The following is a 22787-nucleotide window of genomic DNA, read 5'->3' on the forward strand; positions in this document are numbered from 1 at the left end:
TAATTTTATTTTAATTGAATTAAATAGCGAAGAAAGAGCAGATAAATTAACTACGTACCTTAAAGATTCAAATATATATATTAGACAAGTAAAAGCATATAATTTACCTACAAAAGTAAGAGTTTCAATTGGCACAAAAATAGAAAACCAATTATTTATTAATAAATTAAAGCAGTTTTTAACAGAAGATGACTAAAAAACTTTCGGAAATAAGAGGCGCATTTTTAGACTATTTCGCGCAAAATAATCATGAGATAATCAAATCAGCCCCGCTGATTCCCCATAATGACCCTAGCCTTATGTTTGTTAATGCGGGTATGGTGCCATTTAAAAATTATTTTACCGCAGTTGAAGAGCCTAAATTTAAACGGGTTGTTTCTTCGCAAAAATGTGTGCGAGCGGGTGGTAAGCATAATGATTTAGAAAATGTGGGTTACACAGCAAGACATCACACATTTTTTGAAATGCTTGGAAATTTTTCTTTTGGAGATTATTTTAAGGAAGAAGCAATTTTTTATGCATGGGAGTTTATAACTAAAATTTTAGCATTACCCAAAGATAGGCTTATTGTTACTATTTACCATGATGATGATGAAGCTTTTGCATTATGGCGTAAAATTTCAGGTTTAGCAGAACATAAAATTAAAAGAATCTCTACTAATGATAACTTTTGGTCTATGGGAGACACTGGTCCATGTGGCCCATGTTCAGAAATTTTTTATGATCATGGTGATCACTTAGCTGGTTTTCCTCCTGGTGAAGGAGATGAAGGAGATCGCTTTGTTGAAATTTGGAATCTTGTATTTATGCAATATGAAAAAAAAGCAGATGGTAGTAAAATAAAACTGCCAAAACCCTCTATAGATACAGGTATGGGTTTAGAGCGTATTACTGCAATAATGCAGGGCAAGAATAATAATTTTGAAGTGGATTTATTTCAAGACATTATAAATGAATCAATGAAAATTTCTAGGAATGATCAAGATATAGTTTCACATCGTGTGATAACAGACCATTTGCGTTCTGCGAGCTTTTTAATTGCAGATGGAGTGCTACCAGATAATGAGGGTAGGGGTTATGTTTTAAGGCGTATAATGAGGCGGGCAATGCGTCATGTACATCAATTAGGCTATCAGGGCCCTTTGTTATCTGAGTTATTTAGTAGTTTGCAAAATAGGATGGGTAATCATTTTACAGAGTTAAATGAAGCTTCAGATTTGATTTTTAACACTATAGCTAAAGAAGAAGAACAATTTGGCAAAACTTTAACTAGAGGTTTAAAAATATTGTCAGAAGAATTGAGTAGAAAATCATCCGGAAAGTTATTTTCTGGTGATATAACCTTTAAGCTATATGACACTTATGGTTTTCCATATGATTTAACAGCAGATATTTTGAGAAATAAAAACTTAACAATAGATGGAACACGCTTTGAGCAGTTAATGCTTGAGCAGAAAACTAGAGGTAAAAATAACTGGAAGGGAAGTGGTGCAAGTCAGGATAATGATTTTTGGTTTAAATTAAATAATCAAATAGGTGCTTCCGAATTTACAGGTTATCAGAATGTAAAAGATAAAGCACATATTAAGGCGATAATTATAGATGAACAAAAGCAAGATTTGTTAAAATCAGGTAAAGCTATTATCATCACAGATAAAACACCTTTTTATGCAGAATCAGGTGGACAGTTAGGAGATTTGGGAATTATTAAAACTAATAATTCTTTACTTGAAGTATATGATACACAAAAAATAGCACAAAATTTAATAGGCCATTTAGTAGAATTAAAATCAGGTGAAATTAAAGTTAATGATACATGTGAGTTAATTATAGATCAGGAAAGAAGAAATAAAATTAAGTCTAATCATTCTGCAACACATTTAATGCACAAAGCGCTACAAGAGATTTTAGGCAAACATGTAGCGCAGAAAGGCTCTTATGTTGGAGCTGATATATTAAGATTTGATTTTACGCATCATAAACAACTCACTATATCAGAGATAAGAAAAGTTGAAATAAGGGTTAATGAGATTATCAGGCAAAATAATCAAGTAAAAACAGAGCTAATGGATATTGATATGGCTAAAGAAGCTGGTGCTATGGCTTTATTTGGTGAGAAATATGCAGAAAAAGTAAGAGTTTTAACTATGGGTAAAAAAGATAATAATTTTTATTCAAAGGAATTATGTGGTGGCACACATGTTGAATATACTGGAGATATAGCAATTTTTAAAATTATTAATGAAAGTTCTATAGCATCGGGAGTTAGAAGAATAGAAGCAATTACAGGTGAAAAAATATTTGAGCATATATATAACTATGAAGATATTATAACTAATGCTGCAAATTTAGTAAAAGCGCCTAAAAATGAATTACTTAAAAATATTCAAACATTACAAACAAATAAAAAGTCTTTAGAAAAACAAATAGCTAAGTTACAGCAAGAAAAAGCAATAAAGATAGCTGATCATGAGATAATTAAGAGCAATGATAGTAAGATCCTCTTTAAAAAAATAAATGATATTGATAGTAAAAATACTAGAGAATTATTATTTAAATTTAGGGATCAAGATTTTGATTTAATTATTTTAGTTACCTCATGTAATGAAAAAGCTGGTATCATGGTTTTCTCAGGTGACATAGATAAATATAATGCTGTTTCGATAGTACAAAAAATAGTAGCAAAATTAGGAGGTAAAGGTGGCGGTGGTAAAGCAGACTTAGCGCAAGGAGGCGCGCCAGACACATCTAATATTAGTGCTTTAACATTAGATGAGATATTTTGATATTGAGCATGACTATGTTATTTTAGCTAAAACTATGAATAATATGTTCTCATAATTTAGATTTTTTATAATAAAGTTATAATATAAGGCTAATAATCTTAGTACCAGATACATTGTGCCAGACGCATTAGGTGCATTATATTAGTTAGTAAACGGATAGACAGATTAAACCTTGGATATTGTTAACTAATATTGCTTAGCAATTAGGATATTTCTTACCAGTTTCGGGAATGAATTTTTTTGCTTGGCAATTTTGGAATTCGACTAAAATAGTTTCTTCAATAATATTATTCTTAGTAATTTTTGGCTTAGAAACATGAAAATGTAAATGTGGGCCAGATGAATATCCAGTATTACCAGAATACGCAATTAGTTCACCTTGACTAACTCTTTCGTTAATTTTAACTAATGTACCATTAAATTTTATATGCGCATAAGTTGCGCTAGTGCCATCATCATGCAATATTTTTATATAGTTTGATTTTCCAAGAAATTCTTCACTATTACCTGATTCTTTATAATTATTTTCTAACTTTACTACAAAGCCACTTCTTGCTGCATGAATATTGCTGCCAATATCCATATTCCAATCTATAGCGTATTTATGCTTATCTTTATGAGTAAACTCACCATTATTACCTTGTCCAACCAGGTATGATTTATTTTGCGCATATGGTAAATGATAAATATATGTGTTAGTAGCTTCATAATTTCCAAACATCCATTTATAGGAAGCTTGCAGTTCAGTTAGTTTATTTATGTTATATAAAGATAATTTTAATTTTTTGGTTGAGCTTGCTTTGATAATTAAATTTTGTGGGCTAGTTAAGTCTACAACATCATTTGGCTCTAAATTAAGTTGCAGTGATATTTGATGGGGATAGTTATTTTGGATCACGATATTTAATGATTTATTTACTATATTAAGGTCCAAACATAATTTTTTACTACATTTACTCTTGGCAGATAAGTAATTTGGCAATATAATTAAAATTATGAGTAAAAAATTTTTCATTGTAATAAATTATTATTTAATTTTTACATTTTGTTTATTAAGTTTTAGTCTTAATAACAGCTATGCAGAGCAAATAAAAGATAAGCAAAACATGGAGATCATTATAAATCAAGAATTTTGCAAAAATATTGGTGCCAGTTGGCAAAGATTTAATAATGGCTGCGCAGATTTCTGCAGTAGTTATAACCGAGAGCTAAGAATTTGCACTATGGCCTTAAAATGGTCATGTGATTGCGGCGAAGGACTTTGCTTTGATCAAAAAAACTCTGCTTGCAGAGAGATATTTAGAGAAAATATTATTAATATAGAAGAAGATAAATAGAGGTGAGCATTTAGTTGCTCACATATTTTAATTTATTGTAACAGCTGTTGCCGCCGCATTTATAATTGCTGCAATTCTAACAGTGTCTTGTATTGCATTCTTACTAACATTAGCTTTTTCTAATTGTGCAACATGAGCATCAATACACATACCACAACCATTTATAGCTGATACAGCTAAAGAATATAGTTCAAAATCAACCTTATCAATACCATGATTATTAATTATATTCATACGCAATTTAGCTGGCATTTGTTGATATTCTTTGTTACTTGCAAGATGTACAAAGCGATAATATATATTATTCATAGACATAACAGAAGCTGCACCTTTGGTTGCTTCAATTTCTGCGCTTGATAAAGTATTACCAACTTGCTCTTTAATAAATTCTATAACTATTTGGTTTTTAGTGCTATAAGCACAAGCAAGTGCGATAGCTAAAGTTTGTTTTCTTGTCAGTGGGTTATTACTATCTTCCCTTAAAATGGAGCTAAGATTTAGCTTGATATCATTTGCATAATTTTTTAATTCTATAGTCATGAACACCTCATATTTATGTTTGTGTGAGTAGCAATAAAATTGCTACTCTGTAATTTAATAGTTTAACCTACTTTTAATACTTCTTCACCTTTGTTCCAGTTACATGGACATAATTCATCAGTTTGAAGTGCATCTAAAACTCTAAGAACTTCATTTACATTTCTACCAACACTTAAATCTGTAACCATTACAAAACGGATAATTCCATCTGGATCAATAATATATGTTGCTCTTTGTGCGACACCTGCCTCTTGATCTAAGATACCTAGATTTGCACATAATTCTCTTTTTATGTCAGATACCATAGGAAATGGTAAATCTTTTAATTCAGCTTTATCATTTTTCCATGCTAAATGAACAAACTCAGAATCGGTACTAACACCTAAAACTTGTGCATCTCTTGCTTTAAATTCAGAATCTAAATTACCAAATTCTGCAATTTCTGTTGGACATACAAAAGTAAAATCTTTTGGCCAGAAAAACACAACTTGCCATTTACCCTTGTAGGATTCATTAGACACATCTGTAAAAGCATTACTGATTTCATTACCAGTTACTGCGGTTAAATTAAATTCAGGAAATTGATCTCCTACTGCTAACATGATTACCTCATAAATTAATTATTATTTTACTTATAGGCTAAAGAAAGTTATAATCAAAATATATTGTTCTTATTATCTTAATAAGCATTACTTATGAACATACGAGATTTACATTATATAATTTTAATAGATAAATATAAGCATTTTGCAAAAGCTGCAGAAGTAGCTAATGTTTCTCAGCCTGCATTAAGTATGCAAGTAAATAAGCTTGAGGCTGAATTGAATATTAAGATTTTTGAGCGCAATAATAAAAAAGTTATTACAACAGATATTGGTTACAAGATTATTGAGCAGGCGAAATCTATTTTACATAAAGTAGATAATATTAAGGAAATAGCTAAATATTCGGCTAATCATTTGTCAGGTGAAATAAAATTAGGTGCCTTTCCAACTCTAGCACCATATTTATTTCCTATTATTTTACCTGAGTTAGCCTTACAATTTCCCAAATTACAATTTTTTTTAAAAGAAGAAAAAACAGAAAATCTAATTAATCATTTAGTAGAAGGAAAGCTAGATATTGCTTTTTTAGCTCTACCAGTAATAGCGGATATTTTTTTTACTGAAAAATTATTTCGCGACAGATTTTATTTAGCCGTTGCAAAAACTAATAAACTTGCAATGAGAAAAACAGTGCAAAAAACAGATTTAGATTTGACTAAGATTTTATTATTAGAGGAGGGTCATTGTTTAAGAGATCAGGCGTTAGAGTTTTGCCCTTTCGTAAATAATACAAAGCATGATTTTAGTGGATCTAGCTTAGAGACTTTAAGGCAGATGGTTGCAGTCGATGCTGGCGTTACTTTTATTCCAGAGATAGCCTTAGATAAAAATGCCAAACTTAAATATTTAAGCTTTACAGATATTAACCCTTATAGAGATATTGCAATTTGCTACAGAAAAGGCTCTGCTAAATTAGCTTTATTAGAAGAAATTAACAAAATAATAAAAGAGCTAACAAAATTCTAGAAATATTATTTGTAAATAGTGCTTGTGGTATTTTGCTAGTTAAGCAAAATAACTTATGTTACCTAATCAAATAAACTCAAATAATTAACTATTTGAGTTTATTATATTTGTAAAATTATGATAAATTTATATTTATTTACCCATGTTAAAAGAATTTGAAGTTGAGCTTCCCCTCATACACTGAGCCACATGACTAATAGGCAGGGCTGTTGCTGATCTAGCTGCTGAATCAGCCAATAAATCTATAAAATGACCTGATCGTACGGTTGAAGGACCTCTTTCTTCAGCACCTCCTGCTTGACTACTGCTAGATTCAGGTCTAGCTGGTGAATAAGCAGCTAAATCTGTAAAACTAACTGATCGTACGATTGAAGGACCTCCTGCTGAACTACTGCTAGATGATGCAGCTAAAGCTTGTCTTTTGCCCTTTGCCATGGCAAGCAGAGGAGCTCGCTTTCCAGAGCCAGTAGCTTCCTCAAGCTGCATGCCAGCTTTGGGGATTTTTTCTGCTTGTAGTAATACATCCTGTGTGGGTTGTATAGCTAAATTTAGTTCCTTAAATATAGGATTAGAATATTCATCTAGACTAGCAATACATTTATAATCTACACCATCAAATCCTTGGCTTGATAAAAAATGTGCAAAATTCAATAAATTTTGTTCTTCTGGTCTATAATGCCCACTAGAATTATCAACATATGTTAGAGCTCCAGATTTAATTCTTAATTCACCTGCACATAGAACTCTCATGCCATAGCCAAGTGATGTATGTCTCTGAATTTCTTGTTGCAAGCTTTTTTTCATTGCTGGTACTAGATGAACTCCATTTTCAAGCCAAATGTAAATATATGTATTATCATTTAATTTTTTTCCATCAGAATATGTTAGCGTACCATTTTCCATAGTATGTAGTTTACATTTAGGTAAATCATATTTGAGTAATTTGGGAGGATATGATAAATTATACTCCATCTTTATACATTCTATCAATAATGCTAATTTATCATCTTCATTTTCAGATATAAATAAACCAGCATGATAATGATTAGCTGGTCCTGACCATCTAGAGAATATTCTTTCTAGAGTATATTGACTTGGAAATTCTTTGTTTTTTTGTGGTGAGCCACCAGGAACTGGGAAGCTTTTTTCTGCATATGCATCTTTTAATTCAGTGTCAGCAACTAATCTTGCATAAATCTTATCATCAATTATATTGTGTCTCATACATCTCTCTTAAAATAGTTATGCTATATAATAGCATGATTTCTATGTGGGTGCAAGGAAAAAAGATGTAAAACATAATTATTTTGCATATAAAAGTGGATTTTTGACCAATTGCATTGCTTCGTTTTATTTGAGAGAAGTGTCTTAAATATAAGGTTTAGGAATTATATTTTAATATTTTTCTAAGGTTACTATTTCTATCTGTTCTGACATAATTAAAAAATAATTATTCTAAAAAAATATCATACTAAAATATCTTTTAGAAAAAGATATTTTTAGATTAAAGACATACCCATAACTTAACCATATAGTAAAGTTACCAGTTATTGATTGTTTTAATTACAAAAATCTAAGGCAGCTAAAAATATTTATAGAGGATAATTAGCTTTGCAATTTTACTTCATAATTTTTCTTCTTAAAATCAGCTATATAGTTAATGTTAGATATCAAGCTGAAATTTACTAATATATAAAATGTTTTTAGCTAGTTATCTCATTTGATGATAAATTAAGAGTTTAAATTTCTTGGTTTAACAGAATTTGATTTTAGTTATTTTAATAAATTACACTATTTTGTTTTTTTATATCCTCTAATTGGCACAAGAAATTAATAATTAAGAGCGTTGTAAGGATTTTGGATCTTGCTCTATTCTTTGCTTTTTCCTTAAAAATGAACCAGTGAATTGTCCTAAATCTTCTTGAGGTTGACCAGAATCTTTAAATGTAAGAAAAGCAGTGCTGTGCGAAGTCTCTGGTTGAGTTGTATGTTGACAAACAGGAATATCTTTTAAATCCTCAATAACTTCTGCCGTTATAGTTCTATCAAGTATTGTTTTACCATCACCCCTTTGATAACTTTCAGCATATGTGAATGTAATATTTTCAAATTTTTCTAAATAATTACTAAAATTTGCTAAATGTTGTACAGATGGCCTATAGTGACCACTGCAATTATTTACTTCTGTTATAACACCATCATAAAAAGTGATCTCACCTGCGCATAAAACTGGTTGACCAAATGCCAGAGATGTATGTCGTATCATTTGCATATTAACACTTGACCCGAGAGAAGATGGGGCTACAGATATGCCATCTTTAGTCCAAACATATATATAAGTAGAATTTCTTAAAGGCGTACCATTAACAACAAAGTTATTATCGCTAGTTATGTATAGCCTAGATTCGTCAGTGCCAATAATTTTCAACTTACTAGGGTGTGAAATGCGAAGTTGCGCTCTAGAACATTCAAGGATCATTTGTAGCCTACTTTCTGGTTCATCACTCAAATACAAACCACACTCAGTTTGGTTTTTAGCTACCCAACCTTGAAACAATTCTTCCAATTCACCTCTAATATTAGTAGTACTAGAACTTGATCTAGATGGTGAAGAATATCTTTGTTCAGCTGCAGCACTTCTTTGCCTATGTGGTGAAGAATATGTTTGTTCAGCTGCAGTACTTCTTTGCCTATGTGGTGAAGAATATGTTTGTTCAGCTGCAGTACTTCTTTGCCTATGTGGTGAAGAATATGTTTGTTCAGCTGCAGCACTTCTTTGCCTATGTGGTGAAGAATGTCTTTGTTCAGCTTGACCTAAAGTTCTGCTTTGCTTCGGAGATTCGTAAGCTGCTTCACTAGTAGCTGAGAAATGTTTTGCTGGCTTGTCTAATATAGATTTTAAATATGTATCAGCACGTAACCTTTTATATATTTCATCTGTGATAATAGTTGCTTTTTCTTCTCTCATAATACTCTCTTTTTTATGTTAGTCATGCATTATAGCATAAAAAAAGACTCTTATCAATGTAATAACTGCTTTTAATTTGTTTTTATAATAAAGCTAAGGTTTCTACCAGTAGATAGCTGATTACCATGTGTAAATTTTCTATGTGAAAAACACTTATTATTGTTACTATAAGTATCTAGATTAATATCATCTATATTAGTGATTTTATATGATTGTAATATGTTTTTAGCATATAATCTTAAGTTGAATAAAAATTTATGGTTAGTAGTTTTTTTAAAACAATCTATATTTTCTGGATTTTGCCACATGAAATTATTATAAAAATTAATATCTACTTCATATGAAGCTTGGCAAATTGAGGGCATTAACGCTATATATATGTTTTTAGCTTTTGCCCCTTGTTGTAAAATTTGCTCTATAAATTTATTAATAATACCTGAAAATGCACCTCGCCAGCCTGCATGTATTGCAGAAATCACATCTAAATCACTAGCATAAATCAAAATAGGTAAACAATCTGCTGTGAGTACCGACATAGCTATATTTTTCTCCAAGGTGAAAACTGCATCTCCTGCTACAGCATTAGCTTTTATTATGTTATTTTGCTTATATTCATGGATAATATCAGAATGAGTTTGGATTAAAGTAATTATGTTAGCTACAGGAATATTTAAGTATTTTGCGGCGATTTGATAGTTTTTTTCAATGTTTTCCTTTAAATCACCACTATTATAGCCAAAATTTAAAGATGTATAATCTCCATCACTCACACCACCCTTGCGCGTGAAGTAACCATGCTTTATATGAGGGAATTTAGCAAATATTTTGCTTGTAACAATTTGGACCATAATTCAAAAAAGCTTAAAAAAGGCAATATATAAGCCGGATTCTGTGTAAAACAGCTATTCATCTTGATTAACTATCACTAGTTAATTCATGCAACCTACCCAAATAACAGGTCAGAGAACCTATAGTTATTTCTATTTGGTCTTGCTCCTGGTGGGGTTTACCATGCGTTTTTTGTTACCAAAAAACCGGTGAGCTCTTACCTCACCATTTCAACCTTACCTATAAATAGGCGGTGTATTTTCTGTGGCACTTTCCCTTGATTACTCAGCTTGGCGTTACCAAGCACCATTCTCTGTGGAGTCCGGACTTTCCTCTAGAAAATCTAGCAGCTGTAATATTGCCTAAAATTAAACTAAGCTCTTTAGTAATTTAGTCAAGCAAACTACTTACATAAAAGCATCTATTATTATGGCACCAAAAATAATAAATAAATAAAATATAGAATAGATAAAAGTTTTAATGCTAGTTTTTTTATTAGGCTTTTTAACTAACTTAACTAAGTAATAAATAAAAATAACATTAGCTAAGGACGTTGCAGATAAATAAATAATTTCTAACTTGGCACTATAAAAATACAGAACATAAGTGCTTGAGATCATTAGAATACTATATAGCACAATTTGATTCAAAGTTTTTGCAACTCCTTTTACTACAGGCAACATTGGTATATTTGCTTTTTTGTAATCTTCATTTCGATATAGAGCTAAAGCCCAGAAATGAGGCGGAGTCCATAAGAAAATAATCGAAAACATTAAAATAGCTTCCAAAGAAATTACGTTAGTGACCGAAACATAGCTAATTAATGGAGGGAAGGCACCTGCAGCTCCACCAATAACAATATTTTGCGAGGTTCTTCTTTTTAGCCAAATAGTATAAATAAAAACGTAAAATGAAATGGCTATTAGTAAGATTGCAGCACTAAGCAAATTACTTGATAAAAAAATTAAAATTAGAGCAATTATACATAAAATTATACCATATGCTAAAGCATCATCTGGCAAGATTTTTCCTAAAGGCAAAGGACGGTTTTTAGTACGGGTCATGATTTTGTCAATATCATTATCATACCACATGTTTAATGCAGCCGCACCACCACTAGCTAAAGATATAGCAAGTAAAGTTATACTCATTAAGTAGATGTTTTTATCACCCTCGGCCACAATAAAACCGGCAATACCAGTAAAGACAATTAAACTCATTACACCTGGTTTTAAGAGGCTGTAATAATCTTTGATGGTTGCAAACTTATGCATAAATTACTTTATAACCGGTTGATTCTCAAAACTATGAAATGGAGGAGGGGATGATAAAGTCCACTCTAAGGTATTAGCATGTTTACCCCATGGGTTATCACCAGCTGGCTTTCCTTTTTTTAAGGTGTGATATATCACATAGATAAAAAATAAAGCCCCGGCAAATGAGATATAAGAACCTACAGAAGAGACATAATTCCAACCAGCATAAGCATCTGGGTAATCAGCATATCTTCTTGGCATACCAGATAACCCTAAAAAATGCTGTGGAAAGAAAGTTAGATTAACTCCAACAAACATTAACCAAAACTGGATTTGACCATAAGTTTCATTATATAAGCGACCGCAAATTTTTGGAATCCAATAATAAAAACCAGCAAATGCTATAAATAAGGCCCCAAGAGACATAGTATAATGAAAATGAGCTACCACATAATAAGTATCATGCATTAAAATATCTACACCAGCACTGGATAATACAACGCCAGTTATACCTCCCACTGTAAATAGAAATAAAAAGCCAATTGAATATAACATAGGTGTAGTGAATATTATTGAACCACCCCACATAGTTGCGATCCAACTAAAGATTTTTATACCAGTAGGCAGTGCAATAATCATTGTAGCGGCAGTAAAATATGCTCTAGTATTCATACTTAAACCAACTGAGAACATATGGTGAGCCCAGACCACAAAGCCAACAATTCCTATAGCAGCCATCGCAACTACCATTCCCGTGTAACCAAAAATAGGTTTGCGTGAAAAGGTGGAAATAATATGACTTACAATACCAAAGCCAGGAAGTATTACAATATATACTTCAGGGTGACCAAAAAACCAAAATAAGTGCTGGTATAATACAGGGTCTCCTCCACCTGCTGGATTAAAAAATTGTGTACCAAAATTTCTGTCAGTCAATAACATCGTGATAGCACCACCTAAAACAGGTAAAGCTAATATTAGTAAGAATGCAGTAATTAATATAGACCAGACAAATAAAGGCATTTTAAATAAAGTCATACCTGGTGCTCTCATATTAAAAATAGTTGCAATAAAATTAACTGCGCCCAAAATTGATGATGCACCGGCTAAATGTAATGAAAAAATAGCCATATCAACTGCCATGCCCGGGTGTCCTAAACTAGAGCTTAATGGTGGATAAACCGTCCAGCCCGTTCCAGCTCCACCATCTACAAAAGCAGAAGCCATTAACATTATAAAAGAGAAAAATAATAACCAAAAACTAATATTATTTAGTCTTGGGAAAGCCATGTCAGGGGCACCAATCATTAAAGGCACGAAATAATTACCAAAACCACCTGTTAAAGCCGGCATAATCATGAAAAATACCATTATAAATGCGTGAGCTGTGATAAAGACATTGTATAATTGGTAATTACCATTGAAAATTTGGTCGCCAGGATACATAAGCTCTGCTCTCATTCCTACGGAGAATAATGCGCCAACTAAACCTGCAAAGATTGCAAATATTAGGTACATTACCCCAATGTCTTTGTTACTTGTTGAAAAAATCCATCTTTTAATTCCGGTTGGAGTGTGATCTGACATATAATACCTTTAGTAATTATTTATTTTGTTGCTAATTTTAATGTGTTTAAATCTAATTTGTAAGAAAACTCTTCTTTTGCTTTCTCTGTCCATAATTTAAACTCATCTTTTGGTACTGCAATTATTTGAATAGGCATAAAAGCGTGTAATATACCACATAATTCAGAACATTGACCATAATAAGTTCCTGCTTCCTCTATATATACCCAGGTTTCATTAAGACGTCCTGGTACAGCATCCATTTTAACGCCTAATGCAGGCACTGCGAAAGAATGAATTACATCTGATGCTGTAATTTGTATTCTTATGTTAGTTTCTATTGGTAAATATACTTTGTTGTCAGTGGTTAATAGTCTTGGCTCACCTGCTAAAAGATCTTCTTCTTTTTTCATGTAGCTATCAAAAGATATGTCGTTATTATCTGGATATTCGTAACTCCAATACCACTGTCTACCCACAACTTTAAGTGTCATTTCAGATTCTGGAATTGTTTCCTGATAATAAATTAATTTTAAGGATGGAATAGCAATAGCAATAAGAATTAAGGCCGGAACTAAAATCCAAATTATCTCAATAATCGTGTTATGTGAGGTGGTAGATGGGGTAGGATTGTTTTTTGCTCTAAATTTAATACATGTAACAACCAAAAGTAATAAAACAAAAATAACCACAATCCACAATAATAACATAATGTAATCATGAGTTTCATGCGCAGCCCTAGCTGTTGGAGATATAGCTCTTTGAAAACCTAACTGCCAATTTTCTGCTATCCCAGTTGCGCTAGCTGGATTTAAGATTAAAAGCAAGTTAGCAAAAATAAGTGTAAGTAATTTCATACAATCATTATAAAAGTTACAATATTTTTAGTATTAAATAGCTTAATATTCAAGAGCTAAATTTACAATCCTGCTGCTTTTCTAAGCATCATAAATTTAAGCGCTGGGATTCTGTCCGCTAATTTTAAACCAATTTTTCTAGTTTTCTTTAGGATAATATTATTATTGGAAAAGATAAAATTTATACCATGCGTTGAGCTTACTAAAGAAAGAATATCAAATTTCCTTTCTTGGTAGAATTTTTTGATTAATTCAGCTCTTCCAAAATCTTGATTTAGATTAATTTTATCGCTTAATAATATTTCATCAATTACTTTTATGTCTCTTAAAGCGACATTAAAGCCCTGTCCTGCAAGTGGGTGCATACCATGCGCAGCATCACCAATTAAAATAGTGCGATGGAAATTATTTTGGGGTGCATAGACTAAATTTAAGGGAAAAGATTGTAATTTATGTTCTAATTTTGGTGCGCTAAGGTAATTTTCTGTTTTTTCCGCTAAAATATTTTCTATTTCACTATGTGGCAAAGCTAAAATTTTTGCTGCTTCATTTTTGGTTTCAGTCCAAACTATAGATGTTTTATAGCCATTTTGTAACGGTAACATAGCAAATGGACCATTTGCAAGAAAACGCTCAACTGCTATGTTTTTATGGTGATTTTGATGACTTATTGTAGCGGCTAAAGCTGTTTGTTGGTAATCGTGAAAATGGGTTTTTAAAGCTAGGTCGTTTCTAATCTTCGAATTTCTACCGTCAGCTGCAATTAGCAATTTTGCAGATAATTTTAGTTCCTTGGTTGTTAAATCTACTGAGTTTTGTTTATATTTTATGTCACTGCAAGTGAAATCATGGTAAAAATCAATATTATCACCATGCTCATTTAAGTGCTGATAAAGTTTTTGTCTAATTAAACTAGCGCTTAACATTAAGCCTAAGGGGGAGCCAATATCTTTTTGATTAAATTCTAAATAATCTGTGTCATAACCGTCCATCACATGAATTTCTTTGATAGGACAGGTATTATGATCGTAAACTTGCCATAATTTCTTTTTGTTTAAATAAATTTTTGAGCCATGTGCAAGAGCAAAAGCTCTTTGGTCATTTTGATCTCTAATATTTGCTTTGCTCTCCTTATCCACTAGAGCAATTTTTAATTTGTGCGACATAAGTGAGGCCGCTGCAGTTAATCCAACTACACCACTACCAAAAATAATAATATCATATTTGTTATGTTGCATATATTAATTATTTAACTTGTTTGTCTTTAAATGTTAACTATTTTTTTGTTTTTCTTAAAGCTAAATTTAAGCATTAGCTCTAAAATATTGAAATTATGCTTTGTGCGAAGCTGATATGTATTTAAATTGCTTAGATAAGTAATTTTATTCTTTAATTACTGTACTATATTTAATAATAATTGTTATATAAGTAACTGTTAATAACTTAATCATTATTAAATAAGACTAAAATTTAAATTATGAATAAAAAACAAATTTTCTCTATTTTTATTGTTTTGGCTATAATCACCACTTTATTACTTGGTTTTTGGCAAATAAAGCGTTCTGAGCAAAAAAACACACTTAACCATGCAATTAAATATACATTTGAGCACCCTTTAGCTTATAATGAAGAAAAGTCGCAACCATATCAAACTTACATTATTTCTGGGTTCTATGATTTTCAAAAACAAATCTTACTTGGACCAAGAACATTTAACAACCAAATAGGTATGTATGTTTATACAATATTTGTTACAGATAATAACGAGCATTTACTAGTTAACAGAGGTTTTGTTAGTAAAAATAATAGCATGAATATTAAGTTAGCAGGCAAAAGTGATGACTTAACAATAAAAATATTTTCACTAGGTAAGCCCAAACAAAGTTGGTATAGCGCTAAAAATTCTCCTCATAAAAACCAATGGGTAAGCTTAAATTTTGCTGAAATAGAAAGTTTTTTTAAGTTAGATTTAGGTCAGCATTATTTTAAAGAAATTGTAAATCCTGAGCAGAAAATAGATAGTAAAATTATCGCGTCATTTACAGAAAGTTACCAAATAGATAATATTCACACTAAATATATTTATTTTTGGTTTTTATTTTCATTAACTTTCTTAATTATGTTAGTGATTTATGTTAAAAGTAAAAAAACCTGAATTTTCAGGTCTATTTTATAACCAAAATAAATATTTATTAAATTACAAGTTACAGAAATATTTACAAGTTTCTGCTAAATTTAATCAACAAATTAGAGCGTTAATAGTACCACATGCTGGCTATATTTATTCTGGCCAATGTGCAGCTCATGCCTATGCTTTGGTTAAAAAACAACAAACACTTTATAAAAATATTTATATATTAGCTCCAAGTCATAATTATGATTTCAATATGCCTAGATCATGTGATTATAATTTTTTTACCACCCCAATTGGTGCATTAAAAGTTAATAATCTGGAAATAGAAAGGCTAAAAGCAGAAAATCATTTGCATATAGATAACCAAGTTTTTGTGAAAGAGCACAGTATAGAAGTACAATTGCCATTTATAGTTAAAAGTTTTGGCTTAAAAGTTAATATAATACCTTGTTTACTTAGTAGGACTAAAGTAACATATATCACCAATATTCTAGACCAAATTTTTCAAAATAAAGATAATTTTCTAGTCATTAGCGCGGATTTAAGTCATTTCTTAAATATTCAGATGCAACAAGCTAGGGATTTAAACACTATAGCTAAAATTGAGAATTTAGGCCCAAATTTTATTACTTATGAAGAATCATGTAATGCTATGGCAATTAATGGCCTAATGAATTTTTGTAGTAATAATAACTACAATATAAAAAATGTTTATTTTGCTAATTCAGCTGAAAAAACAAAAGATTATAATAAAGTGGTAGGTTATGGCTCATTTGTAATTTATTAGCTGGCAATATTTGCTTCTGCTGTTGTTAGCATTTGACCCATTTTTTTTTGTTTAAGTAAAGCTCTAGCTTTGCTATATTTTTCATCATGCCAAAACATTAAACAGCCATTGCAGCCTTTACCACAACAACCTTCCGTACCTACTCTTGGAGTTTTTAACACAATATTTTCTAGATTTTCTGTTTTAGTGTGGATTAATTGCTCTTGTAATTTTTTGAATTTTTGTTCTGAGCCTTTATTATCCTCTAATTTTCTTGCTTCTAAATCTAATTTTAAACGCTCAAATTCTTCTTGTGTAAGCGGCTTTTCTTTTCTTACAACTGTATTTTCTTGTAAAATCATTTTTATTTTAGCTTGATCTTCTTGTTCAAATATTTTGTAGAAAATCTTTATTTTTGGTTTGAAACCAGGATTTACTACTTCAACCAGCTTATCTTCACCATTTTCATCCCTTGCAACTAAATTAAAATTATATAAACGAAGTAATATAGGGTCATATTGTGCTGGTGGAACAAATTCTAAAACATCACCTGCAACTAAACGATTTTTCACTTCTAAGATAAAGTGATCATCGGCTATTTCATTAATGATACCTGCAAATTCCCATTTAGTTGCAGATTTTGCAGATTCATAATTATGTCCATAATTTGTTAATCTACCCTCATGAAAAGCCAAGCTGTAACCACGGTTTGATAGAGTATCTAACTCTGCTAAATATTTATCTGCTTGCCAATTTTCTGGGTCCAGCGCCCAATCATCCATGGCTTTACGATATGCTCTGGTTGTGATTGCTAAATAATATTCAGATTTATTCCTGCCTTCAATTTTAAGTGAATCAATACCACTTTCTAGATATTCATTTAACTTAGGCATTAAACATAAATCTTTTGCGTTAAGTATGTATGAGCCTCTTAGATCCTCTTCAAGTGGCATAAATTCACCAGGGCGATACTCTTCTTCTAAAAGAAATTCAAATAAATTTTGATTTTCCTCATTAATTTCTAGTTCTTTTATTGAGCCGTCGCGCAATTTTAAATGTAATTTATAGTGCCATCTGCAACTATGTGCGCAGTTTCCTTGATTGGCACCTCTCTCCGACATAAAGTTTGATAATAAACAACGACCTGAATAAGTCATACACATTGCTCCATGTATAAATGTTTCAATTTTAATATTGGGGCATTTTTCTTTTACTTCTTTTATTTCCTCAAAAGATGTTTCTCTTGCCATAACGCATAAATCAGCTCCTTGATCTTGCCAATATTTTACTGATAACCATGAGCAAATATTTGCTTGTGTAGAAATATGCAATTCTATGTCGCTAGTTCTTTCTTTTAAATATTGGAATATGCCAGGATCTGCAACTATTATACCATCTGGCTTAACTTCATTAATTGTTTCAAGAAATTTAGGGAGTTTTTCAATATCTCTATTATGTGAAAATAAATTAAGAGTTAAATATACTTTTTTACCATATTTATGTGCATATTTTATACCTTCAGTTAAATCTTCTAAGGTGATTTGAGATTTTGTTCTAAGAGACAAATCTGGAGTACCTATATATACCGCATCTGCGCCATATGATATTGCTGTTTTTAATTTATTTAATGATCCAGCAGGTGCTAGAAGCTCAGATCTGAGTCGTTTTTGGTTCATGGTTATGATAACAATATTTTGATGTATTATTTAGCAGAACTGGTAAATTACAATTTTTTTATTAACTAGCTATTGCTTGTAAAATTTTATTTTCTAAACTCGAGAAAATATTAAATAAAAAAGATAAAATATGATAAACTTAAATCCCTTTGTTAATTTACTAGGTTCTCTATTATCTTTTTATTCTCTGTTAGTCTTTATTTACATAATTATGTATTATTTACTGCTGTTCAAAGTAATAAATAATTATAATCAATTTGTAATCAGGGTGAATAGATTTCTGGTGCAAATAATAGAACCAGTTCTAGAAAAAATTCGAAAATTTATACCAAATGTAGCTGGTATTGATATATCACTTATCATATTATTTATTTTGATCCGGTTTTCAAAGGATGTCTTATATACTTATCTTTACGTATATTAAGGTAAAAACTTTTTTTCTAAATAGCGCAAATAACAATCAGCGTCCAGTTTGCTTCCACAAAATTCTGTAATTATTTCTTCAGCATTTTGACTATGGGCTTTTTTATGAATATTTTCTTTTAAAACCTCATTGATTTTAGCAAAATTTCCAGCCTCTATTAGATTGTCAAAATCTGAGAGAATATTGCGAAATTTATTAGCTATCTGGCTGGCATATATAGCTCCTAAACTATATGTAGGGAAATAACCAAGGCTGCCATCGCTCCAATGTATGTCTTGTAAGCAACCATTTTGGTTTTTTGGTGCTTTAAGCTGAAATAATTTCTCAGTTTGTATAGCCCATATTTCAGGGATATCCTTGGTTTCTATTTTTTTGTTAATAAGGTCTTTCTCTATGTTGTATCTAAGTATAATATGTAAAGGGTAGGTAACTTCGTCACTATCAATTCTGATATAGTCTTTTTTAACATAATTTAAATTATTATATAAATCTGCCGCACTGATAGACAGGTTTAAATATTTGTTTATATGGGGTAGGGCGAATTTACAAAACTCCATGCTTCGTGCTATTTGCATTTCATAAAAAAGAGATTGGCTTTCATGGAGGGCCATACCAGCATCCTGACCTATAGCTTTTGTACATTGGTTTTGCGGCAAGTTACTATCATAAATAGCATGGCCTGACTCGTGAATAATACCCATAAAAGCTGAGGTAAAATCACATTCATTATATTTTGTAGTAATTCTTACATCGCCATTATAGCCAGTGCAAAAAGGATGTTCGCTTTCGTCAATTAAACACCATTTATTTGTTATGCCAAATTTTTCGGTAATTGCTAAAAACAATTTCTTTTGCAACTCTTTTGGGATGTTTTGTTCATGCAGTAACTTTGGTTTTGTTTGATTTGCAATAATTTTGTTAATTAGATTTGGTAATTTATTCTCTAATTTGGTGAAGACTTTATCTAACTCTTCCTCTTTAACGCTAGGGCAGTATAAATCCAGTAAAGTTTCATATTTAGACAGATTGAGCTTTTCACTTTTTATTTGGCTTATTTCCCTTAATAATTTAATTAGCTTACTAAAATATTGGTCAAATAATTTGTAATCATTGTTTTTTCTAGCTTCTGGCCAAATAAATTCTGTTTTAAGGGCTATCTTGCTGAAATCTTCTCTCAACTTTTGTGGTAAAGAGTTTTTGTGCAGAAAATCCCTCTTCATTAGGAAAAAATTTCTTTGTTCTCTTTTAGATAAATTGCTAGGATCTAAATTATTAATTAATTTTGAAATCTCTTTGTTGCATATAGAATTATCTATTTCTTGATTAATTAAATTAAGTTGTTTTTCTCTAATGTAAAAACCATCTTTTGGCATTTTTACTTGAGTATCCCAACTTAAAGTGGAATTAATTTTTTTTAATATATAATATCTATCAAAGGCCTTAGTTAATTTTAAATAATCGTTATTCATATGGAAATACCTGCTAAACAAAAAAATATCTTATTAAAATTAGCTGCAAATACAATAGAAGAATATATCACTAAGCAAGAAATAATAAAAAAGCCTGCCTATCTTAACTGTAAGAATTTGTTTTTTGCTAAAGTAATGCCGCAAATTTTTAAAGAAAAATTAAATTGTTTTGTAACTATTTACAAAGATTCAGTATTAAGAGGTTGTATTGGTAGCTTGAGAACAGATGAAAGCTTATATCATAACATAATTAAATATAGTATTTTAGCAGCAACGCAAGATGGTAGATTCTCACCCATAAATGTAGATGAACTGGCTTCACTAAAATATGAAATTTCAATTTTAGCTAAATTTGTGGAAATTTCTGATAGTGAAGATTTTTTACTAGGTGAGGAGGGTTTATTGTTAAATGCAAATTTAACTTCTGCTATATTATTGCCACAGGTTGCAACAGAATGTTCGCTTAACAAATTAGAATTTATAGAAACATTAAAAGAGAAAGCCAGATTAACTGAATTTAAACATAAAGTTAATTACAAGCTTTATAAATTTAAAACCACAATAATCAAATAACCTAATTATTGGCTGAACCAACAGCCTCTGCTATATTACTAAAACCATCTTTTTGTAATAATAGCACTAAATCTTTATTGATTTCTGTAGCTAAATTAAGCCCCTCATAAATTAGTGCGCTATAAATTTGTACTAAATTAGCACCTAATTTTATTTTGTGATATGCATCCGTGGCATTAGATATACCACCAACACCAATAATTGGTATTTTACCTTGTAATATTTGGTATGCTTTGGCTAAAATTTGGTTAGATTTAACAAAAACAGGCTTGCCACTTAAACCGCCCATCTCTGATTTGAGTTTTTGGTTCTTAAGGCCATCTCTTGAAATGGTTGTGTTAGAGATTATTAAAGCGTTAATTCGGTATTTTAACGCAATTTTACATATGTTATTAAGCTCAATATCACTTAAATCTGGTGCTATTTTAAGAAATAGGTTCTTATGGCCAAGCAAGTCTCTTTGCTTGGTTAGTGTTGCAATAAATTTATCTAACTTATCTGCGGTTTGAATCGTTCTAAGACCTGGTGTATTTGGCGAAGAGATATTAATCGTTATGTAATCTGCTAGATCATAGAAATATTCAACTAAATAACTATAATCAGTGATTTCTGATTCAGTTAGCTTGTTTTTACCTATATTTATACCAATGGGTATTTGACCAAGGTAATTGTTACAGAAATTATCTCTAAATTTTTTGGCCCCAACATTGTTAAAGCCCATACGATTTATTATAGCTTTATCAGATTTTAATCTAAATAAACGAGGCTTATTATTACCCAGTTGGGATTTTGGTGTTACTGTTCCCACTTCTAAAAAACCAAAATTAAAATTAGTTAAGGTTCTGATCATTTCAGCATTTTTATCAAATCCTGCGGCTAAACCAATTGGATTAAGAAACTCTATACCAGCAATATTTTGCTTTAATGAGCTGTGTTCAAATTTTCTTGGTGGAAGTATCATACTGTTTTTTAAGCAGAATACGGCTATATTATGGGATAATTCTGCTGGTAGTAAATATAATAAATGTTTGTAAAAGTTAAAAAGTTTCATTTTAATTGCTATATATTATCAATAATGTTAAAAAATAATTACAGGTTAATACTTATGAATAGATTTTTCGCACACATTATATTTTGCTTACCAATAATTTGTTACATCAATGTAGCAAAAGCAAAATATGAGTCACTAAAATTATCAAGTTTAACTCAAAAATCAGCTCAAAATATTATAAAATATCAAAATAATGATTTTGAACAAGCAAACTCTCTGTCATTAAGTACTAAAAAGATTCTAAATAATATCTATTTAAGAAGTAACTCAAATAACAAAGAATCACGTAATAAGAATATATTTATTGAAAAAATGCATAATGATAGTGATGTAAATTACTATGATACAATTAAGGGTAACCCCTCTATAGATATAGAAATTAAGAAGCCAAATGAAATTTTACTACAAAAGCGTAAAGCATATGAGAAAGCATTTGCAGCAATAGAATCTGGTTCATTTGAGACGGCCATTATTCTTTTTGAAAAATTACTACAAAATTATCCTAAAGATAAATTTATCATAACTGCTTTAGCTTCTTCCTACCAGCAATTGGGGGAGGATAAATTAGCTTATAAATATTACGCAAGAGCTTTAGCTTTATTCCCAAATGATAAATTGCTCTTTAATAATTTTCTTTTGTTGGTGGCAAAAGAATCGCCTGAAGAGGCGTTGGCAGAGTTTCTTAAGTTAGATAATATTTACCCGAAGAGTGATTTTTTAAAAGCTCAAATTGCTTACTTATTGACAAAATCAGATAATTTTGAGCAAGCTTTGAATTATATTCAATCAGCTATTTTACTAAATAAACAAAATTCAACTTATTATTTTTACAAAGCGGTTATATTAGATAAGATGAATCTCAAACATAAAGCTCTTCCTATTTATGCTGCTATTTTAAATTCTGGTAGCTATAAGAATATAGGAGTTAACAAATCGGTAATAAAACAAAGAATTAATGAATTAAGCAGTTAAGATGAGTCATGCA

General features: G+C 30.5%; 22 protein-coding genes and 1 other RNA gene. 9 read left to right on the forward strand and 14 right to left on the reverse strand.

Features of this window, described 5'->3' with window-relative positions:
- Together HOH73_01290 and alaS are read left to right on the forward strand one after the other, a co-directional pair.
- The coding region (locus tag HOH73_01290) for a histidinol-phosphate transaminase (GenBank protein MBT5827499.1) at positions 1–196 on the forward strand (196 nt) is incomplete at its 5' end.
- A complete protein-coding gene (alaS, locus tag HOH73_01295; protein ID MBT5827500.1) occupies positions 189–2786 on the forward strand; it encodes an alanine--tRNA ligase in 2598 nt (865 codons plus the stop codon). The genes HOH73_01290 and alaS, both read left to right, overlap by 8 nt.
- 196 nt (positions 2787–2982) lie before the next feature.
- Here the strand turns inward: alaS and HOH73_01300 are convergent, their stop codons facing one another.
- On the reverse strand, positions 2983–3801 hold the full coding sequence (locus tag HOH73_01300; GenBank protein MBT5827501.1) for a M23 family metallopeptidase: 819 nt from the start codon (positions 3799–3801) through the stop codon (positions 2983–2985).
- On the opposite strand from HOH73_01300, the gene HOH73_01305 reads away from it, so the two are divergent.
- Positions 3782–4123 carry a hypothetical protein gene (locus HOH73_01305; GenBank protein MBT5827502.1) on the forward strand — a complete coding sequence of 114 codons (342 nt, stop codon included), beginning with the start codon at positions 3782–3784 and terminating at the stop codon, positions 4121–4123. The genes HOH73_01300 and HOH73_01305 overlap by 20 nt on opposite strands.
- Before the next feature lie 27 nt (positions 4124–4150).
- Here the strand turns inward: HOH73_01305 and HOH73_01310 are convergent, their stop codons facing one another.
- Complete coding sequence (locus HOH73_01310; protein ID MBT5827503.1) at positions 4151–4663, reverse strand: alkyl hydroperoxide reductase; 513 nt, start codon at positions 4661–4663, stop codon at positions 4151–4153.
- 62 nt (positions 4664–4725) lie between these two features.
- The gene (locus HOH73_01315; GenBank protein ID MBT5827504.1) at positions 4726–5265 is read right to left on the reverse strand and encodes a peroxiredoxin; all 540 of its coding nucleotides are present in this window, start codon (positions 5263–5265) and stop codon (positions 4726–4728) included.
- Positions 5266–5358: 93 nt separating this feature from the next.
- On the opposite strand from HOH73_01315, the gene HOH73_01320 reads away from it, so the two are divergent.
- Entirely contained in the window at positions 5359–6234 is an 876-nt protein-coding gene (locus HOH73_01320) for a LysR family transcriptional regulator (protein MBT5827505.1), read from the forward strand.
- A gap of 132 nt (positions 6235–6366) precedes the next feature.
- On the opposite strand, the gene HOH73_01325 is transcribed toward HOH73_01320, so the two are convergent.
- The 8 genes from HOH73_01325 to HOH73_01360 form a co-directional block, all read right to left on the reverse strand.
- Positions 6367–7458: a hypothetical protein gene (locus tag HOH73_01325; protein MBT5827506.1), complete on the reverse strand. Its 1092-nt coding sequence runs from the start codon at positions 7456–7458 to the stop codon at positions 6367–6369.
- Positions 7459–8071: 613 nt separating this feature from the next.
- Positions 8072–9202 carry a hypothetical protein gene (locus HOH73_01330; GenBank protein MBT5827507.1) on the reverse strand — a complete coding sequence of 377 codons (1131 nt, stop codon included), beginning with the start codon at positions 9200–9202 and terminating at the stop codon, positions 8072–8074.
- A 71-nt stretch (positions 9203–9273) separates the two neighbouring features.
- Entirely contained in the window at positions 9274–10050 is a 777-nt protein-coding gene (gene pgeF / locus HOH73_01335) for a peptidoglycan editing factor PgeF (GenBank protein MBT5827508.1), read from the reverse strand.
- A gap of 14 nt (positions 10051–10064) precedes the next feature.
- An RNA gene (rnpB, locus tag HOH73_01340) (RNase P RNA component class A) lies at positions 10065–10396 on the reverse strand.
- Between the two features lie 41 nt (positions 10397–10437).
- Positions 10438–11304, reverse strand: coding sequence for a protoheme IX farnesyltransferase (locus HOH73_01345; protein ID MBT5827509.1), 867 nt, complete (start codon positions 11302–11304; stop codon positions 10438–10440).
- Between the two features lie 3 nt (positions 11305–11307).
- A complete protein-coding gene (gene ctaD, locus HOH73_01350; GenBank protein MBT5827510.1) occupies positions 11308–12873 on the reverse strand; it encodes a cytochrome c oxidase subunit I in 1566 nt (521 codons plus the stop codon).
- Between the two features lie 20 nt (positions 12874–12893).
- A complete protein-coding gene (gene coxB, locus HOH73_01355; protein ID MBT5827511.1) occupies positions 12894–13709 on the reverse strand; it encodes a cytochrome c oxidase subunit II in 816 nt (271 codons plus the stop codon).
- Positions 13710–13771: 62 nt separating this feature from the next.
- On the reverse strand, positions 13772–14947 hold the full coding sequence (locus HOH73_01360) for a hypothetical protein (protein MBT5827512.1): 1176 nt from the start codon (positions 14945–14947) through the stop codon (positions 13772–13774).
- 239 nt (positions 14948–15186) lie between these two features.
- On the opposite strand from HOH73_01360, the gene HOH73_01365 reads away from it, so the two are divergent.
- Together HOH73_01365 and amrB are read left to right on the forward strand one after the other, a co-directional pair.
- On the forward strand, positions 15187–15864 hold the full coding sequence (locus HOH73_01365) for an SURF1 family protein (GenBank protein MBT5827513.1): 678 nt from the start codon (positions 15187–15189) through the stop codon (positions 15862–15864).
- Positions 15842–16630: an AmmeMemoRadiSam system protein B gene (gene amrB, locus HOH73_01370; protein MBT5827514.1), complete on the forward strand. Its 789-nt coding sequence runs from the start codon at positions 15842–15844 to the stop codon at positions 16628–16630. Before HOH73_01365 ends, amrB begins: the two co-directional genes overlap by 23 nt.
- On the opposite strand, the gene HOH73_01375 is transcribed toward amrB, so the two are convergent.
- On the reverse strand, positions 16627–18285 hold the full coding sequence (locus HOH73_01375; GenBank protein ID MBT5827515.1) for a peptidase U32: 1659 nt from the start codon (positions 18283–18285) through the stop codon (positions 16627–16629). The two genes, amrB and HOH73_01375, sit on opposite strands and share 4 nt — an antisense overlap.
- Before the next feature lie 130 nt (positions 18286–18415).
- Here HOH73_01375 and HOH73_01380 point away from each other — a divergent pair, with 130 nt between their 5' ends.
- Positions 18416–18709: a YggT family protein gene (locus HOH73_01380; protein ID MBT5827516.1), complete on the forward strand. Its 294-nt coding sequence runs from the start codon at positions 18416–18418 to the stop codon at positions 18707–18709.
- Here the strand turns inward: HOH73_01380 and HOH73_01385 are convergent.
- Complete coding sequence (locus HOH73_01385) at positions 18706–20178, reverse strand: carboxypeptidase M32 (protein ID MBT5827517.1); 1473 nt, start codon at positions 20176–20178, stop codon at positions 18706–18708. The genes HOH73_01380 and HOH73_01385 overlap by 4 nt on opposite strands.
- Between HOH73_01385 and amrA the strand changes: the two genes are divergently transcribed.
- The gene (gene amrA / locus HOH73_01390) at positions 20179–20751 is read left to right on the forward strand and encodes an AmmeMemoRadiSam system protein A (protein ID MBT5827518.1); all 573 of its coding nucleotides are present in this window, start codon (positions 20179–20181) and stop codon (positions 20749–20751) included.
- Between the two features lies 1 nt (position 20752).
- Here amrA and HOH73_01395 read toward each other — a convergent pair whose 3' ends face one another.
- On the reverse strand, positions 20753–21802 hold the full coding sequence (locus HOH73_01395) for a quinone-dependent dihydroorotate dehydrogenase (GenBank protein ID MBT5827519.1): 1050 nt from the start codon (positions 21800–21802) through the stop codon (positions 20753–20755).
- A 54-nt stretch (positions 21803–21856) separates the two neighbouring features.
- Here HOH73_01395 and HOH73_01400 point away from each other — a divergent pair, with 54 nt between their 5' ends.
- Positions 21857–22774: a hypothetical protein gene (locus HOH73_01400; GenBank protein MBT5827520.1), complete on the forward strand. Its 918-nt coding sequence runs from the start codon at positions 21857–21859 to the stop codon at positions 22772–22774.
- Positions 22775–22787: the final 13 nt, after the last annotated feature.

The organism is Alphaproteobacteria bacterium, assembly GCA_018667735.1.
In the GTDB taxonomy this organism is placed as follows: domain Bacteria; phylum Pseudomonadota; class Alphaproteobacteria; order Rickettsiales; family JABIRX01; genus JABIRX01.

What these genes read in the sequence shown, in the direction of transcription:
- alaS (MBT5827500.1), top strand. Translation starts at nt 189, where the DNA reads ATGACTAAAAAACTTTCGGAAATAAGAGGCGCATTTTTAGACTATTTC.
- HOH73_01305 (MBT5827502.1), top strand. Translation starts at nt 3,782, where the DNA reads ATGAGTAAAAAATTTTTCATTGTAATAAATTATTATTTAATTTTTACA.
- HOH73_01300 (MBT5827501.1), bottom strand. Translation starts at nt 3,801, where the DNA reads ATGAAAAATTTTTTACTCATAATTTTAATTATATTGCCAAATTACTTA.
- HOH73_01310 (MBT5827503.1), bottom strand. Translation starts at nt 4,663, where the DNA reads ATGACTATAGAATTAAAAAATTATGCAAATGATATCAAGCTAAATCTT.
- HOH73_01315 (MBT5827504.1), bottom strand. Translation starts at nt 5,265, where the DNA reads ATGTTAGCAGTAGGAGATCAATTTCCTGAATTTAATTTAACCGCAGTA.
- HOH73_01320 (MBT5827505.1), top strand. Translation starts at nt 5,359, where the DNA reads ATGAACATACGAGATTTACATTATATAATTTTAATAGATAAATATAAG.
- HOH73_01325 (MBT5827506.1), bottom strand. Translation starts at nt 7,458, where the DNA reads ATGAGACACAATATAATTGATGATAAGATTTATGCAAGATTAGTTGCT.
- HOH73_01330 (MBT5827507.1), bottom strand. Translation starts at nt 9,202, where the DNA reads ATGAGAGAAGAAAAAGCAACTATTATCACAGATGAAATATATAAAAGG.
- pgeF (MBT5827508.1), bottom strand. Translation starts at nt 10,050, where the DNA reads ATGGTCCAAATTGTTACAAGCAAAATATTTGCTAAATTCCCTCATATA.
- HOH73_01345 (MBT5827509.1), bottom strand. Translation starts at nt 11,304, where the DNA reads ATGCATAAGTTTGCAACCATCAAAGATTATTACAGCCTCTTAAAACCA.
- ctaD (MBT5827510.1), bottom strand. Translation starts at nt 12,873, where the DNA reads ATGTCAGATCACACTCCAACCGGAATTAAAAGATGGATTTTTTCAACA.
- coxB (MBT5827511.1), bottom strand. Translation starts at nt 13,709, where the DNA reads ATGAAATTACTTACACTTATTTTTGCTAACTTGCTTTTAATCTTAAAT.
- HOH73_01360 (MBT5827512.1), bottom strand. Translation starts at nt 14,947, where the DNA reads ATGCAACATAACAAATATGATATTATTATTTTTGGTAGTGGTGTAGTT.
- HOH73_01365 (MBT5827513.1), top strand. Translation starts at nt 15,187, where the DNA reads ATGAATAAAAAACAAATTTTCTCTATTTTTATTGTTTTGGCTATAATC.
- amrB (MBT5827514.1), top strand. Translation starts at nt 15,842, where the DNA reads ATGTTAAAAGTAAAAAAACCTGAATTTTCAGGTCTATTTTATAACCAA.
- HOH73_01375 (MBT5827515.1), bottom strand. Translation starts at nt 18,285, where the DNA reads ATGAACCAAAAACGACTCAGATCTGAGCTTCTAGCACCTGCTGGATCA.
- HOH73_01380 (MBT5827516.1), top strand. Translation starts at nt 18,416, where the DNA reads ATGATAAACTTAAATCCCTTTGTTAATTTACTAGGTTCTCTATTATCT.
- HOH73_01385 (MBT5827517.1), bottom strand. Translation starts at nt 20,178, where the DNA reads ATGAATAACGATTATTTAAAATTAACTAAGGCCTTTGATAGATATTAT.
- amrA (MBT5827518.1), top strand. Translation starts at nt 20,179, where the DNA reads ATGGAAATACCTGCTAAACAAAAAAATATCTTATTAAAATTAGCTGCA.
- HOH73_01395 (MBT5827519.1), bottom strand. Translation starts at nt 21,802, where the DNA reads ATGAAACTTTTTAACTTTTACAAACATTTATTATATTTACTACCAGCA.
- HOH73_01400 (MBT5827520.1), top strand. Translation starts at nt 21,857, where the DNA reads ATGAATAGATTTTTCGCACACATTATATTTTGCTTACCAATAATTTGT.